Source organism: Bradyrhizobium sp. USDA 3397 (assembly GCF_054060965.1).
In genome coordinates this window covers 7,853,419-7,868,813 of the sequence record NZ_JBSSDS010000001.1, presented here as the reverse complement: position 1 = coordinate 7,868,813, position 15,395 = coordinate 7,853,419, and the positions used below count along the sequence as shown (strand labels likewise).

Sequence of the window (15,395 nt, the reverse complement as noted above, 5' to 3'; positions counted from 1 at the left end):
GTTACGGCTTCAGGATCACCCGGTCACGTGACGAGCCGGCGACCGCAACATACGCTTCCTTCGCGCGCTCCAGCGGATAGATCGCATTCGCCTTGATCGGAAACGGCTTCAGATGGCCGCTGGCAAAACCCGGCCCGAGATCGCGCAGCACCGCGCCCGTCGCAGCCGACGATAGACCCAGCGTGTCGATGCCGACATAAGTGTGCTGACCCCGATAGAATTCGAGGATGTTGAACTGCACGATGCGGTCGATCGCGGCGATCAGGATCTGGCGGCCGCGAAGCGCGAGCGATTTGTGCGCGGCCTGGAAATAGGGATCGCCGACCGTATTGAAGACGATGTCGGCGCCCTTGCCGCCGGTCAATTCGCGCACGCGCGCGGCAACGTCGATGACGGAGGCGTCGATCACCTCGATGGGCGCGTTGGTGTGGCCTTCATAGGTTTCCGCCCTGCGCACCACGCCGACCACGCGCGCGCCCTGCCAGGTGGCGATTTGCACCGCGGCTTGGCCGACTTTGCCGTTGACGCCGAACACCAGAACGGTCTCGCCGCTCTTCGGCAAGCCGGCGCGGCGAAAGCCTTCCATCGCGGTGACGAAGGGCACGCCGATGCCGGCGGCCTCCTCCCAGGACACAGACTTCGGCTTCTCCACGACCGCATCGGCTTCGACCACGAGATGGCTCGCATGGGTGCCGTCACGACGGATGCCGAGGTCGCCGGACGAGCCGAACACTTCGCGCCCCATTGTGCCCGCGGGGCCGTCGATCACCACGCCGGCATAGTCGCGGCCGGGGGTGCGGGGGAACACCGCATAGGGCATCAGCCCGGTCGCAGCCTTGACGTCGGAGGGATTGACGGCGGCAGCCTTCACCTCGATCAAGAGCTCGTTCGGTGCGCGCGCAAGCATCTGGCGCTCAACGATCGGTGCAAGCGCAACGGCATTTTCAGCTTTGGCGTTGAGGCGCACACAGCGCGCTTCGACGGTTTTGGCATCGGCTGACATGAAAAAGACCCGCGATTTCCCGCGGGCCTTGTCGCCCCTGGGGCCGGTCGAGTCAATCCGTCCAGTCAGTCCTTGGGCCGCTTGTCGTAGAGCCGCTTGGCCTTGCCGAGCGAGCGCTCCAGCGTGGCCGGCGCAACCACCTGCACCCTGGAGCTGACGCCGATCGTATTCTTGATGTGAGTCGAAATCCGATCCGCATGGTCGACGAGGCCGCGGCCGTCCCAGCTCTCGGGCCGCGCCTCGGCGATGATGGTGAGCTCGTCCATGCGGCCTTCCCGGGTGAGCTCGAGGATGAAATGGCCGCCGCACCAGTCGGTCGCGAGCAGCACCTCCTCGATCTGGGTCGGGAACAGATTGACGCCGCGCAGGATGATCATGTCGTCCGAGCGCCCGGTCACCTTCTCCATCCGCCGCATGCCCGGCCGCGCCGTGCCCGGCAGCAGCCGCGTCAGGTCGCGGGTGCGATAGCGGATCACCGGAAAGGCTTCCTTGGTGAGCGAGGTGAAGACCAGCTCGCCCTTCTCGCCGTCGGGCAGCACCGCGCCGGTCTCGGGGTCGATCACTTCCGGGTAGAAATGATCCTCCCAGATGTGCAGGCCATCCTTGGTCTCGATGCATTCCTGCGCGACGCCCGGGCCGATCACCTCGGACAGGCCATAGATGTCGGTCGCATCCATGTCGAAGGCGTCCTCGATCTCGGCGCGCATCGCGTTGGTCCAGGGTTCCGCGCCGAAGATGCCGATCTTGAGCGAACACTGGCGCGGATCAAGCTTCTGGCGCTTGAACTCGTCGAGGATCGCCAACATGTAGCTCGGCGTCACCGTGATGATGTCGGGCCGGAAATCGTTGATGAGCTGCACCTGCCGCTCGGTCATGCCCCCGGAGATCGGCACTACGGTGCAGCCAAGCTTCTCGGCGCCGTAGTGCACGCCGAGACCGCCGGTGAAGAGTCCATAGCCATACGCATTGTGGATGATCATGCCGGTGCGGCCGCCGGCGGCGCGGATCGAGCGCGCCATCACCTCGGACCAGGTGTCGATATCGCGCTGCGTATAGCCGACCACGATCGGCTTTCCGGTCGTTCCGGATGAAGCATGCACCCGCACGAGCTTCTCGCGCGGCACGGCGAACATGTTGAAGGGATAATTGTCGCGCAGGTCCGTCTTGACCGTGAACGGGAATTTGGCGAGATCAGAGAGCTCGCGAAAGTCGGACGGATGCACGCCCGCTTTGTCGAAAGCCTTGCGGTAATGCGCGACGTTGTCGTAGGCGTGCTTCAGCGACCACGCCAACCGCTGCTTCTGCAGCGCCATGATCTCGCCGCGCGAGGCGCGCTCATGCGCATCCATCTCGGCGCTATAGGCGTTGCCACCTTCCTTGAGCCTCGTCAGAGCCATCCTCGTTTCCCCACATTGTCTGTTCTTTTGTGTTTGTTCTTATTGATCTTGCGCCGGCAGCCAATTGCCGGGAATGACCCGCGAATGTCCGCGGAATTCCGCGATGACGACCTCGCCCGCCGTGACACGCACATCGTAGATGCCGGAGCGGCCGCCGCGCGTGATCTCCCGCGCCTTGGCAATGAGACGATCGCCAAGCTTGCCCGGCTTGATGAACGTGATCTGGCCCTGTGCCGCGACGACGCGCTCATTGTGCGAGTTGCAGGCGAACGCAAAAGCGGAATCGGCCAGCGTGAAGATAAAGCCGCCATGGGCGATGCGCTGGCCATTGACCATATCAGGCCGCACCGTCATGGCGAGCGTCGCAAAGCCCGGGCCGATCTCGACGATCTCCATACCGAGACCTTTGGAGGCATCGTCCTCGGCCCACATCGCATCGGCGCAGGCACGGGCAATATCCTCAGGCGACAGGGCGGCTTTGACGTTCACGCGCTTCTCCCGGCCAGACGGTTGCTCATGATGTTCTGCTGCTTGGCCAAAACTGTCAAATAATGCGACGCGTTTGCATTGCGGAGCCGCGGAACGCCCGATCAGACATGATCATAGTCGACCACGACCCGCTCCGTGGACGGCTTGGCCTGGCAGGTGAGAACAAAGCCGGCCTCGAGCTCCCACGGTTCCAGCGAATAGTTGATGTCCATCGGCGCCTCGCCCTCGACCAGTTTTGCGCGGCAGGTCGAGCACATGCCGCCCTTGCAGGCAAAGGGCAGATCGACACCGGCGCGCAGGGCGGCATCGAGGATGGCCTCGTCCTCGGCGACCGGCACGTCGCGGCGCTTGCCGTCGATGATCAGCGAGGCGACCGCCTTCGGCGGCGCGTCGGGCGCAACCGCCCGCTTCGGCCGCGGCTTGCCGCCGAACTCGGAGACGAAGCGCTCGACATGGATGCGCTCGTCCGCGATGCCGAGATCGCGGCAGGTCGCCTCGATCTCCTCGCTCATGCCAAGAGGACCGCAGATGAAGACGTGATCGACGCTTGACGCCGGCACCAGCGCGCGGAGCAGCACCCTCACCTTGTCGCCGTCGAGCCGGCCATGCAGGATCGGGATGTCCTGCTCCTCGCCGGAGAGCACGTAAAAGATCGAAAGGCGATCGATGAAGCGGTCCTTCAGCTCCTCGAGCGCTTCGAGGAACATGATGTTGTCGGTGGTGCGGTTGCCGTAGAACAGAAAGAAGCGGCTGCCCGGCTCGCGCGCGAGCACGCCCTTGACGATCGACAGGATCGGCGTGATGCCGGAGCCGGCGGCGAAGCCGACATGAACACGCGCACGTTCTGCCGGGGGGACGACGCCGAAACGGCCCGTCGGCGTCATCACGTCGAGCTCGTCGCCGCATTTGAGATCTTCGGCGGCCCAGCTCGAAAACGCCCCGCCATCGACCTTCTTCACCGCGATACGGATCTCGCCGTCGTCGGGGCCGGAGCAGATCGAATAGGAGCGGCGGACCTCTTCGCCGTCGAGCGTGGCGCGCAACGTCAGATACTGGCCGGGTGTGAAGGCGTAATCGCCGGCGAGTTCGCCAGGAATGGCGAAGGTCATAGACACAGCGTCGGACGCCTCGCGGCGGAGATCGCTGACGGCGAGGCGGTGGAAGCGCGGTGCGGCTGCGGACATGGTCAATGGCACTTGAAGTAATCGAAGGGCTCGCGGCAGGCCTTGCAGCGCCAGAGCGCCTTGCAGGAGGTCGAGCCGAATTCGGACAACAGCTCGGTCTTGTCCGAGCCGCATTGCGGGCACGCCACCGTCTGCGCGCCGAACAGCGCGCGGCGCGAGCTCGCGGCTTGCGGCGGCGCGATGCCGTAGGCGCGCAGCTTCTTGCGTCCGTCCTCGGTCATCCAGTCTGTGGTCCAGGCCGGCGACAGCACGGTCCGCACCTTCGGACTATGGAAACCGGCGCGCTCCAGCGCGACCTCGATTTCGAGCGCGATCATGTTCATGGCCGGGCAACCCGAATAGGTCGGTGTGATCGCGACCTCGACATGATCGCCGTCGAGAACGACATCGCGCAGCACGCCGAGATCGGCGATGCTCAGCACCGGAATTTCCGGATCGACCACGCTTGCGGCGGCGTCCCAGGCGCGCTGGCGCAGCGCGGCGTCATCGGTCACCGTCACCATGTCAGCCCCGGAAAAGTCCGCTGCAGCGATTGCAGCTCCGACAGGAGGTGGCCGAGATGCTCGCTGTGGCGACCGGCACGGCCGCCCTGCTGCATCCACTCGTTCTGCGGCAGCGCGAGCGTTGCTTCACGCGTGACCTCCGAGAGCGTCGCCAGCCAGCGCCCGCGCAAGCTTGCGGGATCGACGGCAATGCCGGCATGGATCAGCGCGCGTTCGCCGTCGTCGACGGCAAACATCTCGCCGGTAAAGGCCCAGAGATGATCGATCGCTGCTTGCGTGCGCGTGTGGCTCTCCTCAGTGCCGTCGCCGAGCCGGATGATCCATTCCGAGGCATGGCGCAGATGGTAGGCGCTCTCCTTCTCCGATTTCGCAGCAATCGCAGCCAGCGTCCCATCGCGCGAATTCATCATCGCACGCCAATAGAGATCGGCGAAGGCGGAATAGAAGAATTGCCGCACCAAGGTCTGGGCAAAATCGCCGTTGGGCTGCTCGACTAGGAGAAGATTGCGGTACTGCCGCACGTCGCGCAGGTAAGCGAGCTTGTCCTCGTCGTTGTCCCTGCCTTCGACCTTGGCGGCAAAGGTGTAGAGCTCCCGCGCCTGGCCGATCAGGTCGAGCGCGATGTTGGAGAGCGCCATGTCCTCTTCCAGCATCGGCGCGTGCCCGCACCATTCCGACAGCCTGTGACCGAGGATCAGCGCATCGTCGGCGCGGCGCAGCGCGTAGAGCACCAGCGGGGTTTCGGAGACCTGGATGTTGGCGACCACCATCACATGTGCCCCACTTCATCCGGCACCTCGTAGAACGTCGGGTGCCGGTAGATCTTGGATTCCGCCGGCTCGAACATCATGCCCTTCTCGGCGGGATCGCTCGCGGTGATCGCGCTCGAGGGCACGACCCAGATCGACAGGCCCTCGCCGCGCCGGGTGTAGATGTCGCGGGCGGCCTGCAGCGCCATGGTCGCATCGCTCGCATGCAGCGAGCCGACATGCTTGTGTGCGAGCCCGTTGCGGCTGCGAATGAAGACTTCCCACAGCGGCGTGTTCGGCGTGGCCATATCGGTCTCCTATTCGGCAGCCTGGGCGGTCTGACGCTGGGCGCGCTTGGCGGCATAGCTAGCTGCCGCCTCGCGCACCCAGGCGCCCTCCTCGTGCGCGTTGCGGCGCGCGGCCATGCGGTCGCGATTACAGGGGCCGTTGCCGGCGAGCACCTGCTTGAATTCGGTCCAGTCGATCTCGCTGTAGCGCCAGTGGCCGTCGGCGTCCTGCGTCATGCCGGGATCGGGAATGGCGAGGCCGAGATATTGCGCCTGCGGCACGGTGGCATCTACGAACTTCTGGCGCAGCTCGTCATTGGAGAAGCGCTTGATCTTCCACTTCGTCGAGGTGTCGCTGTGCTGGCTCGTCGCATCCGGCGGGCCGAACATCATCAGCACCGGCCACCACCAGCGGTTCAGCGCGTCCTGCGCCATCGCCTTCTGCTCCTCCGAGCCGCGGCACAGCGTCACCATGATCTCGTAACCCTGGCGCTGGTGGAAGGACTCCTCCTTGCAGACGCGGATCATCGCGCGCGCATAGGGCCCGTAGGAGCAGCGGCACAGCGGGATCTGGTTCATGATCGCAGCGCCGTCGACCAGCCAGCCGATCGTGCCGATGTCGGCCCAGGTCAGCGTCGGATAGTTGAAGATCGAAGAGTACTTTGCTTTCCCCGCGAGCATGGCGTCGACCAGCTCCTCGCGCGAGGAGCCGAGCGTCTCGGCGGCGGCGTAGAGATAGAGCCCGTGACCGCATTCATCCTGCACCTTGGCGAGCAGCGCGGCCTTGCGGCGCAAAGTCGGCGCGCGCGTGATCCAGTTGCCTTCGGGCAGCATGCCGACGATTTCGGAATGCGCGTGCTGGGAGATCTGGCGGGTGAGGGTCTTGCGATAGGCCGCCGGCATCCAGTCGTTCGGCTCGATGCGCTCCTCGGCATCGATGCGGGCCTGGAATTGCGCAGCTTTGCCTGCGTCCTCGAGATCGCGATCAGCGGTCTCGGCCGTGTTCAGCGCCTGGGTGTACATGCGCATCCTCCCGTTTATTGGGAGAGAATATATAACAAGATTTACATCATGCAAGATATTTCTGTAACATAATGGTCAACCGCCGAACCTTCGTTCCAGCAGCTTTCGCGCGGGCGGCAACGGCCCTTTTTCATTGGTTCCATGGCTGTCGAGCCATTGTTCGGACGAAGCAAGCAGCGCGCGATAGATCTCGCCGCAGAGTTCGCGGGCGGCCCTGCCCGGCCAATCCGGCGGCAGCAGGGTCTCGGGCAGCAGCGGGTCGCGCAGCACGACGCGGCGGTAATGGTGGATCAAGAGGATCCGCGCGGTGAAGGCGTCGGCCTCGGACAGATCCGTGCCGCGCGCGATCGCAGCGCGCAGCGGCTCGAACGTCTTCATGAATTTCAAATAGGCATCGGCGGTCCGATCGAGCGGCCAGCTCGCGCTGAGCAGACGGCGGCCGCTGTCGTCCTCCGCCGAGACTTCGAGCCGGATCGCGCCCGCAGCCTCATCCGGCACCGGAACGCCCGATGGCGCGACCCATACGCCCGGCAGCGGGCTGCCGAAGCCGGCATTGCGGAGCGCTTCGCGCGAAGCGTCGCGATCCTCGCCATTGCCGATCAGCAGCAGTTCGAAGCGTCCGGTCCAGTCGGACGGCGGCGGATCGTAGATGTGGCGCGTCGCGGCCTCGAAGGTCTGGCGGCCCTTGTCGGCCAGGCGATAGAAACTGTTGCGGCCGACCTTCTCGCGCGTCAGCCAGCCGTCGGCGGCAAGCCGCGACATTGCGGTGCGCACCACGCCGCTGTCGATGTCGAGGCTTTCGAAGAATTCCAGAAGCGTGCCGAGCCACACCGAGCCACCACGCGGCACGATGGCATCGCCGAACACGGTGATGACGATGGAGCCGGTGCGCGAGGGCTCGCGCTTGAGCTGGTCGATGATGCGGGAAAGCGGATGCGCCATGCGGCAGGCTTAGCGCGTTTGGTGCAGGCGCGACAATGGAGGGGGCTACGCTTTCGCGGAGAGCTCTTGATCGTCCCTCTCCCCGTTCTTGCGGGGAGAGGGTCGGGGTGAGGGGCTGCATCCGCAAAATCAGTGACAGACAGACTCGCGGAGAGTCCCCCTCACCCGCCACGCTTCGGACGATGCTCCGCATCGCTCGGCGCGTGTCGGCCTCTCCCCGCAGGCGGGGAGAGGCAAGACATCACCGATGCGGATCGGGATAGGCCAGGCTGCGCCAGCCGCTGCGATCGAACGGGCGCCATTGGCCTTCCTTCTGCGCGAGGCGATCGGCCACGGCATAGACCGCGGCGGGATGGTGCCCCATGCCGCAATGGCTGCTTTCGACCTCGATGCTCTCGGTCTGTGCGCTCGGCTTTTCCATGCAGCCCTGCCAGGCGCAGACGCCGTCGCTGCGGCTGAAGATGGCGGTGGTCGGCACCGGCGGCGGCACGGCGAGCTCGCCGCCAAAACGCGGATCGACCTCGTCGGCCTTGCGCCCGCTCGCCCATTCATAGACGCGCCAGGCATTGGTCGAGCGCGGATCGCCGGCGAAGGGGCTGCCGAGCGTGATCACCTGGCGCACGCGCTCCGGCATCATCTTGGCGAGCTGGCGCGCGTAGAGGCCGCCAAGGCTCCAGCCGACCAGGCTGATCTTGCGGCCGTGCGTGTCACTGAGTTCATGGACCAGATCAACCATGGCGTCCTGAACGCCCTCGCGCAGGCCATAATTGCGCCCCTGGCGCCAGCCGCTCACCGCATAGCCCTTGCTCGTCAGAAACGCGCGCAGCGCACGTGTGGAGACATCGGAAGCCACAAGGCCCGGCAGCACCAGCACCGGATGCCCATCGCCGCGCGGCGCAAGGCTGAGCAGCGGCAGCGCGCCGAGGAATGCGCCGAACTCGTGGATCGCGCGCCCCTCCAGAAACATCAAGGTGCGGGACGGCGGGCGCAGCGTCTGGGCAGTTGCGGTCATCAATGTTTCCCCTGGGAAGAATTCCTGGAAAGGCCGCCGGCAGCGAGACCGGCAAGTCGGCATGAATTCCAATGCACCGGCTTCTTGATCGTTCCGCAGCGCAACATGAATCAGCTAGGCGGCCGGTTCCCGACATTCAAGCGGGAGAGACGCGGGGCGACAATAGGTCCGCGCGTTAATGCTAACGGCCGTGACGCAAAAGTCACAACCATCGAAGCAGGGATTCTACGGTGTAGAGCGCGAGCCCGGCGAGCCCACCGATCAATGAGCCGTTGAAGCGGATGTATTGCAGGTCGCGGCCGATGTTGATTTCGATCAGCGAAATCAGCTGCGTCATATTCCACGCCTTGACCTGATCGGAGATGAAGGTCGAGACGCCGCTCTTCTGGTCCGCGACGAAGCTGCGCAGCACGGTCACGAGACCCTTGTTGATCTCGCCGCGCAGCTCGGCATCGCCGGCGAGCGCCTCGCCGGCCGAAACGAACATCCCGGCGAGATGATGTTGCAGCACCTGCGTCTCGCCGCTCGCGCTGCGCTCGATGAAGGAGCGCGTGTTGGCCCAGACGGTGCGGGCGAGATCGGCAAGCTCCGGCCGCGCCAGGAGATCGCGTTTCAGGCCGTCGATGCGGTCGATATACGCTTGATCGGTGCCGAGCCTGTCGACGAAGTTCAGCACCATGCGGTCGAACTCGCCGCGGAACGGATGCTTGGGATCGCTGCGCACTTCGTTGAAGAAGGCGGTGGCGGACGCCACGATCTTGTTCACCAGAAACTTGTCAGCGCGATAGAGCTTGAGCAGGGTCGGCAATTCCGCGCGCACCTTCTCGCGGATCATCGCCATCGTCTCTGTCTGATTCAAGGTCTCGTGCATCACGCGCAGCAGATCGTCGAACAGGATCTGGTGCCGTCCCTCCGCGACGAAGCCGCGCAGCGTGCCGGCCGCGAGCGGTGCGAGGTCGATCGCCTGGAGCTGCGAGGACATGCGGCGGACGATGAAGCTCATCAGGCCGGAGGTCTCCGTTGCGGAGAGGGCCTCCGGCAACAGACGCAGCGTAAAGCGCGCGAGGTCGTCGCTGCGCTTGCGGTCACGCAGCCAGTCGGCGACGAAGGAGCCGAAATCGATCTCCTTCAGCTTGGCTTCGACGGGACCCGCCTCGAGGAAATGCACCTGGATGAATTCGCCGAGCTTGTCGGCGATGCGGGCCTGGTTGCTCTGGATGATCGCGGTGTGCGGGATCGGCAGGCCGAGCGGCCGCTTGAACAGCGCCACCACGGCATACCAGTCGGCGAGCCCGCCGATGGTCGCGGCCTCGGCGAAGGCGGCAATGAAGCCGAACACGGGATGCACGGGCAGAAGCCATTTCGCGACGACGAACAGTGCGAGCGTCGCGGCCAGCACCAAAGTCGCCAGAGCCTTGACGCGGCGCAGCTCGGCCGCGCGTGCGGCATCGCCGGGGGCGTCGAAGGAGAAGGTGACAGACGAGTCCATGACGGCATCACAGTACTCGTCATTGCGAGCGAAGCGAAGCAATCCAGAATCTTTCAGAGGAAAGACTTTGTTCGTCGCATCAGCGCAAAATTGCTACGCAATTTTGTCGCGAGCTCCTCGCAATGACGGCGGCGCAAAACAAAGGCCCGCCGAAGCGGGCCTCAAATTCAGTTTGTGCTCAGGCGCCAGATCAGGCGGTCTTGCTGTAGACCTTGGCGAAATTGTCCTGAGCGGACTTCGCACCGTTGGCGGCGAGCTTGCCGAGATAGTCGGCGGTCGCCTTGGCGCGCGAGACGAACACTTCGCCGCGGGAGCGGAGCAGGCTCGACTGGATCTCGACGGCTTCGCTGACCGACTTGGCGGACGCGAGCTTGTCGATGCCCGAGAAGAACGCCTCGGCGTCCTCGTAGATCGCCTGCTGGATGTTGCGGCTGATCTTGCCGGCCTCGGTGATGGACTCGGTCACCGCGTTCTCGACGGCGGCGGTCACTCGCTCGGAGCCAGCGAACACCTCGGCAGCACGGTCCTTGGCGGTGTTGGCAGTCTTCTTGACGAATTCGCGGGCGGCCTCGGGAACTTCCAGGTTCTGGATGTTCTTGAAAGCGTCCTTGAAGCCCTCGAAAGCGGTATTGGTTTCAGTGGTCATGGCGTTCTCTCCATCCTCAATGGTTTGAGCTATGGGCTCACCCCGTCCTCGATGGCCCGGGGCACGGCTTATATGCCACGGTTAATTGTGCGATGCAATATTCGTATTGCACTGCGATATCACGAAATCGTGATCAGCCTCATCTGAAGGCAGATGGCAGCCTTCCTAGCCAGCCCGCCTACTGTGCATGGGGTTGTTTTTCGAGTTTTTGATTGCAGGGTGGCGCTCCCTTAGTGTTGGACGGCGCCTTCTAGTGCTGGACGGCGCCAGGCAGGCCGTAGGCCTCCATCTGAGCCTGGACCTGCGCGATGTTATGGCCGAGCACGACGATGTCGTGGGTCTTGCCGTCGACGTCCCGGACATGGTCCCGCAGCAGGGCCTCAGCCTTGAAGCCGAGGCTCTCGAAGAGGGCGATCGCTGCCTGCTGATCCACCGTCATCTGGACCGAGAGCTTTTCCAGGCCCGCTCCGAGCGCGAGCGCAAAGGTCTCCTGCGACAGCGCCTTGCCCACGCCCTTGCCGCGGACCTCGGGCGAAACCACCATCCGGATCTCACCGACATGAGGCGACCAGGAATGGGGATCGCGCACCAGCGTGCCGCAACCAACGACCCTGCCCTCTCTCACCGCGAGCAGGCTCTGAATAGCTCCGCGCTCGATTTCCTTGACCCAGGCCGACAGCACCTTCGGCTCGCTGATGTTGCGTGGCAGGAACAACAGGTCATGGGTCGGCAGGCCCTTGCCAAAAGCCAGCACCGCGGCCTCGTCGGCGGGCGACATCAGGCGGATCTCGATAGCGCCGGCGTCGGTTGTGACGTGGCGCGGATAGGAACGCTGCTCGCTCATGTCGATCTCTTTCCCAGCCAGGAATCCAGTTTCGGCCACAGCCGCTTCACCGCGTTGGCGCCGGCGACGAGCGAGACGTGACCGCCCTTCAGGATCACCTCTTCCTTATCGGTCGAGCCGACCTTGGCGATCAGGTGCTTGGCCGCCTCATAGGGCACGATGTGATCGTGCTCGGCGACCGCGTGCAGGATCGGCACCGTGATGTTCTCGAGCTTGGCCGCACGGCCGCCGACCGACATGGTGCTGTCGAACAGCTTGTTGTCCCACATCAGGTCCTTGGTGATGGTGCGGAAATATTCGCCGGCGAGCGGCAGCGTGTCGGTCGCCCAGCGGTCGAACATGCGGTACGACTTCACGAATTCGTCGTTCCAGATGTTCTCCCAGAGCTGGATCTGGCTCACCGTACGCGAGGCCGGCCGCAGCATCTCGAACGAGGACAGGATCATCTCCGGCGGCACGTTGCCGACGCTGTCGACGAGGTGGTCGACGTCGAAATAGCGGCGGTCGGAGAAGTTCGAGAACAGCTTCATCTCCCGGAAGTCGATCGGCGTGGTGAAGCAGATCAGGTTCTTCATCGGCCCGTCCTTGTGGATCGAGCCGTAGAGCAGCGACAGCACGCCGCCAAAGCAATAGCCGATGACGGAGACGTCCTGCTCGCCGGAGTCGGCTTGCACGCGGCGGACGCAGTCCGGAATGAAGTCGAGGACATAGTCCTCCATGCGCAGGCTCTTCTCCTCCGGCCTCGGCGCGCTCCAGTCCAGCATGTAGACGTCGTAGCCGCGTTTCAGCAGGAACTCGATGAAGCTCTGGCCGGGCACGAGATCGAGGATGTAGCCGCGATTGGTGGTTGCCATCACGATCAGCACCGGCACGCGGTAGATCTCGTCCGACATCGGCCGGTAGTGATAGAGGCTCATGGTCCCGCGCGAGTGCAGCACGTCCTTTGGCGTCGAGCCGAGCGAGGGGCCTGAGCTCGAGAAGTATTCAACGCCCTTGATGCTGCGCTGAATCGCGCGCTGCACCTCGGACTGGATGCGCTCCGGGATCGAGGCAAGATCAAGTCCCGCCGGCGCGTTCATTTTTGGTCTCCGCCATCGGACGGCGGACGCTTGGTTCGCGGTGGCCGCGGCGCGGCGCCGGGTTGCGGCGCGCCCGAAGTGGCCGACATCTGGCTCAGCATCGACTTGATCTCGCCGAGCTGGCCTTCGATCGACTGGAGCCGTTCCGCGATGCCGGTCATCTGCTCGCGGCTCGGCAGGTTCATCGAGATCAGGTACCTCTCCATGAGATTGCCGAATTGCTTCTGAGCACCTGCAGCAACGCCGCCGGCGCGGTTCATGGCCTGCGAGAATTCGGGCGTCTCCATCGCCTTGGTCGCGAAGGAGTTGAAACCCTTCTCCATTTCGCCAACCATCTTCTGCCACAAGGCGACCGGATCGGTGATCTTGTCGGTCATCGGCGTCCTCCCAATGCGGAGGGCTTTGCACCCTTCTTGTCCGGCCATACCACACCGTTGCGCGGTGCCGGTCAACCGGCAAGCAACCGACGCAACGTCGGAGACGCGGCTTCTTCGTGGAAAGAAACCGTGCGATACAGCATCGGTCAGCAGGAGGAACCCGTGACCGCCCATCAACCGCCCCAGACCGTCCGAGCCAACGGCATCGACATCTGCTACGAGATCTTCGGCAACGACAATGCCGAGCCGCTGCTGCTGATCATGGGCCTCGGGGCGCAGATGATCCATTGGGACGATGCGTTCTGCGAGCAGCTCGCCGCACGCGGCTTCCGCGTGATCCGCTTCGACAATCGCGACATCGGCAAGTCGAGCCATCTCACCGGCGGCAAGCGGCTGACGCCGTTCGAGCTGCTGAAGTTGCGCTTGTTGCGGATCCCGGTGGCCGCAACCTACAAGCTGATCGACATGGCAAAGGACACGGTCGGGCTGATGGATGCGCTCGGCATCAAGTCGGCGCATCTCGTCGGAGCGTCCATGGGCGGCATGATCGCGCAGGAGGTGACGCTGTCGTTTCCGCACCGCGTGCGCTCGCTGACCTCGATCATGTCGACGACGGGCAATCCGCGCGTGCCGCCCCCGACCCGCGAGGCCGCCGCGGTGCTGATGGCGCCGCCGCCGCGCAGCAAGGAGGAGTTCATCGACCGCTACGGCCAGACCTGGAAGGTGCTGCGCGCCGGGCATTTCCCGGAAGAGGAAGCGCTCGACCCTGGCCGCGCCGAGCGCGTGTTTGCACGCGGGCTCAATCCGGCCGGCGTCGGCCGCCAGCTCCGCGCCGTGCTTGCCTCCGGCAGCCGCAAGGAACGGCTGCACGCCGTGAAGGTTCCGACACTCGTGATCCACGGCACCGTCGATCCGTTGGTCCGCCCCGAAGGCGGCAAGGACACGGCCGCGTCGATCCCGAACGCAAAGCTGCTGATGATCGAGAGCATGGGCCACGCGCTGCCGATGCGCTTCTGGCCGGAAATCATCGACGCGATCGACAAGCACGCGCATGGCGCGGCGGCGCAGGCGGCTTAGGCCGGCCGGTCTCCTCTCGGTGACCATGTGAGCTGCCGGTGCCTGTCTTAACGGGAGTTCCTATGAAGGCTATACAGGCCGTCTCAGACGCCAAACAGAGGCTGTGGCCTCTCGGAGCTCACATGCATTTCATCATCCGATCCGCGGCAATGGCCGCTTCCATTCTCATGTTGTCTCTCGCCGGCGGCGCCGCGATGGCCGCCAGCGCGCAGGAAGAAGCCAACCGCCAAACCGTGCTGGCCTTCTATGAGAAGGGCCTCAACCAGAAGGACGCCGACGCCGCCCTCGCCTATGTCGGCAACCGTTACGTCCAGCACAATCCAACCGCTCCCGATGGCCCGGACGGCTTCCGGAAGTTCATCGGCTTCCTGCGCGAGAAGTTTCCGAACTCACGCAGTGAGATCAAGCGCAGCTTCGCGGAGGGCGACTTCGTCATCCTGCACGTCCACTCCGTTCGCGAGCCCGGCACCAGGGGCCGCGCGATCGTGGACATCTTCAAGCTGGAGAACGGCAAGATCGTCGAGCATTGGGACGTCATTCAGGAGATTCCTGAAAACCCGGCGAACGGCAACACGATGTTCTAGCCTCGAGGCGCGCCTAGCCTTTCCGCGCGATCCAGATCACGTGGCGGGCGCCGCCGCCCCTGCCGGTGGCGCGAACGTTGACTTCGTTGACGTCGAAGCCTGCGCGCTTGAGACGCCCTGTGAACGGCGGATTGGGTCCAGACGACCAGACGGCCAGCACGCCTCCCGGCCGCAGCGCCGTCTTCGCAACCTGCAGCCCGCTCGCATCGTAGAGCGCGTCATTGCCCTTCCGAGTCAGCCCTTCGGGCCCGTTGTCCACGTCGAGCAGGATGGCGTCGAAGGCCGAACGCTTCGCCCGGATGATTTCACCGACATCGATCTCGCGAATGCTCACCCTGGCATCATCGAGACTATCGCCGAAGACCTCCGCCATCGGGCCTCGTGCCCAGGCGACCACCGACGGCACCAACTCGGAGACCACGATCTTCGCTTGGGGTCCGAGCACGGCCAGCGCCGCGCGTAGCGTAAAACCCATGCCGAGACCGCCGATGAGAACGACGGGCTTTGCGACTTTCTCGATCTGCTTCGCCGCAAGCGTGGCAAGGGCGGCCTCGGACCCCGACAGGCGGCTGTTCATCAGCTCGTTGGTGCCGAGCTTGATGGAAAACTCCTTGCCCCGCCGCATCAGGCGGAGCTCCTCGTCGGAACCGGGGATTTTGGCAGTGTCGATCTTTTCCCAGGGAATCATGGGCGACGTTTAGCACGATTTG

Annotated in this window: 18 protein-coding genes; 2 read left to right on the top strand and 16 right to left on the bottom strand. The window is 64.6% G+C overall.

Annotated features, from left to right (window positions below; genetic code table 11):
* Position 1 precedes the first annotated feature (1 nt).
* The 15 genes from ACVWYQ_RS36600 to ACVWYQ_RS36530 all read right to left on the bottom strand — a co-directional run bounded on the left by ACVWYQ_RS36600 (position 2) and on the right by ACVWYQ_RS36530 (position 13,024).
* Positions 2–1,003: a quinone oxidoreductase family protein gene (locus ACVWYQ_RS36600; RefSeq protein WP_404542582.1), complete on the bottom strand. Its 1,002-nt coding sequence runs from the start codon at positions 1,001–1,003 to the stop codon at positions 2–4.
* 65 nt (positions 1,004–1,068) lie between these two features.
* The gene (gene paaK / locus ACVWYQ_RS36595) at positions 1,069–2,400 is read right to left on the bottom strand and encodes a phenylacetate--CoA ligase PaaK (protein WP_157281158.1); all 1,332 of its coding nucleotides are present in this window, start codon (positions 2,398–2,400) and stop codon (positions 1,069–1,071) included.
* Between the two features lie 39 nt (positions 2,401–2,439).
* Positions 2,440–2,889, bottom strand: coding sequence for a hydroxyphenylacetyl-CoA thioesterase PaaI (paaI, locus tag ACVWYQ_RS36590; protein ID WP_271545359.1), 450 nt, complete (start codon positions 2,887–2,889; stop codon positions 2,440–2,442).
* A gap of 101 nt (positions 2,890–2,990) precedes the next feature.
* On the bottom strand, positions 2,991–4,073 hold the full coding sequence (gene paaE / locus ACVWYQ_RS36585) for a 1,2-phenylacetyl-CoA epoxidase subunit PaaE (RefSeq protein ID WP_404542585.1): 1,083 nt from the start codon (positions 4,071–4,073) through the stop codon (positions 2,991–2,993).
* Positions 4,074–4,075: 2 nt separating this feature from the next.
* Entirely contained in the window at positions 4,076–4,576 is a 501-nt protein-coding gene (paaD, locus tag ACVWYQ_RS36580) for a 1,2-phenylacetyl-CoA epoxidase subunit PaaD (RefSeq protein WP_275508981.1), read from the bottom strand.
* The gene (gene paaC / locus ACVWYQ_RS36575) at positions 4,570–5,346 is read right to left on the bottom strand and encodes a 1,2-phenylacetyl-CoA epoxidase subunit PaaC (RefSeq protein ID WP_404542587.1); all 777 of its coding nucleotides are present in this window, start codon (positions 5,344–5,346) and stop codon (positions 4,570–4,572) included. Before paaC ends, paaD begins: the two co-directional genes overlap by 7 nt.
* A complete protein-coding gene (paaB, locus tag ACVWYQ_RS36570) occupies positions 5,346–5,633 on the bottom strand; it encodes a 1,2-phenylacetyl-CoA epoxidase subunit PaaB (RefSeq protein WP_109144501.1) in 288 nt (95 codons plus the stop codon). The genes paaC and paaB overlap by 1 nt, the downstream gene beginning before the upstream one ends.
* A gap of 9 nt (positions 5,634–5,642) precedes the next feature.
* On the bottom strand, positions 5,643–6,635 hold the full coding sequence (gene paaA, locus ACVWYQ_RS36565; RefSeq protein ID WP_404542589.1) for a 1,2-phenylacetyl-CoA epoxidase subunit PaaA: 993 nt from the start codon (positions 6,633–6,635) through the stop codon (positions 5,643–5,645).
* Positions 6,636–6,710: 75 nt separating this feature from the next.
* Complete coding sequence (paaX, locus tag ACVWYQ_RS36560; RefSeq protein ID WP_275496637.1) at positions 6,711–7,577, bottom strand: phenylacetic acid degradation operon negative regulatory protein PaaX; 867 nt, start codon at positions 7,575–7,577, stop codon at positions 6,711–6,713.
* Between the two features lie 241 nt (positions 7,578–7,818).
* The gene (locus ACVWYQ_RS36555) at positions 7,819–8,589 is read right to left on the bottom strand and encodes an esterase/lipase family protein (protein WP_456727065.1); all 771 of its coding nucleotides are present in this window, start codon (positions 8,587–8,589) and stop codon (positions 7,819–7,821) included.
* A gap of 202 nt (positions 8,590–8,791) precedes the next feature.
* On the bottom strand, positions 8,792–10,078 hold the full coding sequence (locus tag ACVWYQ_RS36550) for a DUF445 domain-containing protein (RefSeq protein WP_404542595.1): 1,287 nt from the start codon (positions 10,076–10,078) through the stop codon (positions 8,792–8,794).
* Positions 10,079–10,268: 190 nt separating this feature from the next.
* The gene (locus tag ACVWYQ_RS36545) at positions 10,269–10,724 is read right to left on the bottom strand and encodes a phasin (RefSeq protein ID WP_036004804.1); all 456 of its coding nucleotides are present in this window, start codon (positions 10,722–10,724) and stop codon (positions 10,269–10,271) included.
* Between the two features lie 250 nt (positions 10,725–10,974).
* Positions 10,975–11,568: a GNAT family N-acetyltransferase gene (locus tag ACVWYQ_RS36540; RefSeq protein ID WP_157281140.1), complete on the bottom strand. Its 594-nt coding sequence runs from the start codon at positions 11,566–11,568 to the stop codon at positions 10,975–10,977.
* Positions 11,565–12,647 carry a PHA/PHB synthase family protein gene (locus ACVWYQ_RS36535; protein ID WP_404542599.1) on the bottom strand — a complete coding sequence of 361 codons (1,083 nt, stop codon included), beginning with the start codon at positions 12,645–12,647 and terminating at the stop codon, positions 11,565–11,567. Before ACVWYQ_RS36535 ends, ACVWYQ_RS36540 begins: the two co-directional genes overlap by 4 nt.
* Positions 12,644–13,024: a hypothetical protein gene (locus tag ACVWYQ_RS36530; protein WP_404542602.1), complete on the bottom strand. Its 381-nt coding sequence runs from the start codon at positions 13,022–13,024 to the stop codon at positions 12,644–12,646. The genes ACVWYQ_RS36535 and ACVWYQ_RS36530 overlap by 4 nt, the downstream gene beginning before the upstream one ends.
* A 162-nt stretch (positions 13,025–13,186) precedes the next feature.
* On the opposite strand from ACVWYQ_RS36530, the gene ACVWYQ_RS36525 reads away from it, so the two are divergent.
* Both ACVWYQ_RS36525 and ACVWYQ_RS36520 read left to right on the top strand, forming a co-directional pair.
* Positions 13,187–14,101 (top strand): alpha/beta fold hydrolase, encoded by a 915-nt coding sequence (locus ACVWYQ_RS36525; protein ID WP_404542604.1) that lies wholly within the window; start codon positions 13,187–13,189, stop codon positions 14,099–14,101.
* 122 nt (positions 14,102–14,223) lie between these two features.
* Positions 14,224–14,685: a nuclear transport factor 2 family protein gene (locus tag ACVWYQ_RS36520; RefSeq protein WP_404542606.1), complete on the top strand. Its 462-nt coding sequence runs from the start codon at positions 14,224–14,226 to the stop codon at positions 14,683–14,685.
* Positions 14,686–14,698: 13 nt separating this feature from the next.
* Here the strand turns inward: ACVWYQ_RS36520 and ACVWYQ_RS36515 are convergent, their stop codons facing one another.
* On the bottom strand, positions 14,699–15,373 hold the full coding sequence (locus ACVWYQ_RS36515; RefSeq protein ID WP_404542608.1) for a polyamine aminopropyltransferase: 675 nt from the start codon (positions 15,371–15,373) through the stop codon (positions 14,699–14,701).
* Between the last annotated feature and the right edge of the window lie 22 nt (positions 15,374–15,395).

Coding starts and splice junctions, on each gene's coding strand:
- ACVWYQ_RS36600 (WP_404542582.1), bottom strand. CDS start 1,003: ATGTCAGCCGATGCCAAAACCGTCGAAGCGCGCTGTGTGCGCCTCAAC.
- paaK (WP_157281158.1), bottom strand. CDS start 2,400: ATGGCTCTGACGAGGCTCAAGGAAGGTGGCAACGCCTATAGCGCCGAG.
- paaE (WP_404542585.1), bottom strand. CDS start 4,073: ATGTCCGCAGCCGCACCGCGCTTCCACCGCCTCGCCGTCAGCGATCTC.
- paaD (WP_275508981.1), bottom strand. CDS start 4,576: ATGGTGACGGTGACCGATGACGCCGCGCTGCGCCAGCGCGCCTGGGAC.
- paaC (WP_404542587.1), bottom strand. CDS start 5,346: ATGGTGGTCGCCAACATCCAGGTCTCCGAAACCCCGCTGGTGCTCTAC.
- paaB (WP_109144501.1), bottom strand. CDS start 5,633: ATGGCCACGCCGAACACGCCGCTGTGGGAAGTCTTCATTCGCAGCCGC.
- paaA (WP_404542589.1), bottom strand. CDS start 6,635: ATGTACACCCAGGCGCTGAACACGGCCGAGACCGCTGATCGCGATCTC.
- paaX (WP_275496637.1), bottom strand. CDS start 7,577: ATGGCGCATCCGCTTTCCCGCATCATCGACCAGCTCAAGCGCGAGCCC.
- ACVWYQ_RS36555 (WP_456727065.1), bottom strand. CDS start 8,589: ATGACCGCAACTGCCCAGACGCTGCGCCCGCCGTCCCGCACCTTGATG.
- ACVWYQ_RS36550 (WP_404542595.1), bottom strand. CDS start 10,078: ATGGACTCGTCTGTCACCTTCTCCTTCGACGCCCCCGGCGATGCCGCA.
- ACVWYQ_RS36545 (WP_036004804.1), bottom strand. CDS start 10,724: ATGACCACTGAAACCAATACCGCTTTCGAGGGCTTCAAGGACGCTTTC.
- ACVWYQ_RS36540 (WP_157281140.1), bottom strand. CDS start 11,568: ATGAGCGAGCAGCGTTCCTATCCGCGCCACGTCACAACCGACGCCGGC.
- ACVWYQ_RS36535 (WP_404542599.1), bottom strand. CDS start 12,647: ATGAACGCGCCGGCGGGACTTGATCTTGCCTCGATCCCGGAGCGCATC.
- ACVWYQ_RS36530 (WP_404542602.1), bottom strand. CDS start 13,024: ATGACCGACAAGATCACCGATCCGGTCGCCTTGTGGCAGAAGATGGTT.
- ACVWYQ_RS36520 (WP_404542606.1), top strand. CDS start 14,224: ATGCATTTCATCATCCGATCCGCGGCAATGGCCGCTTCCATTCTCATG.
- ACVWYQ_RS36515 (WP_404542608.1), bottom strand. CDS start 15,373: ATGATTCCCTGGGAAAAGATCGACACTGCCAAAATCCCCGGTTCCGAC.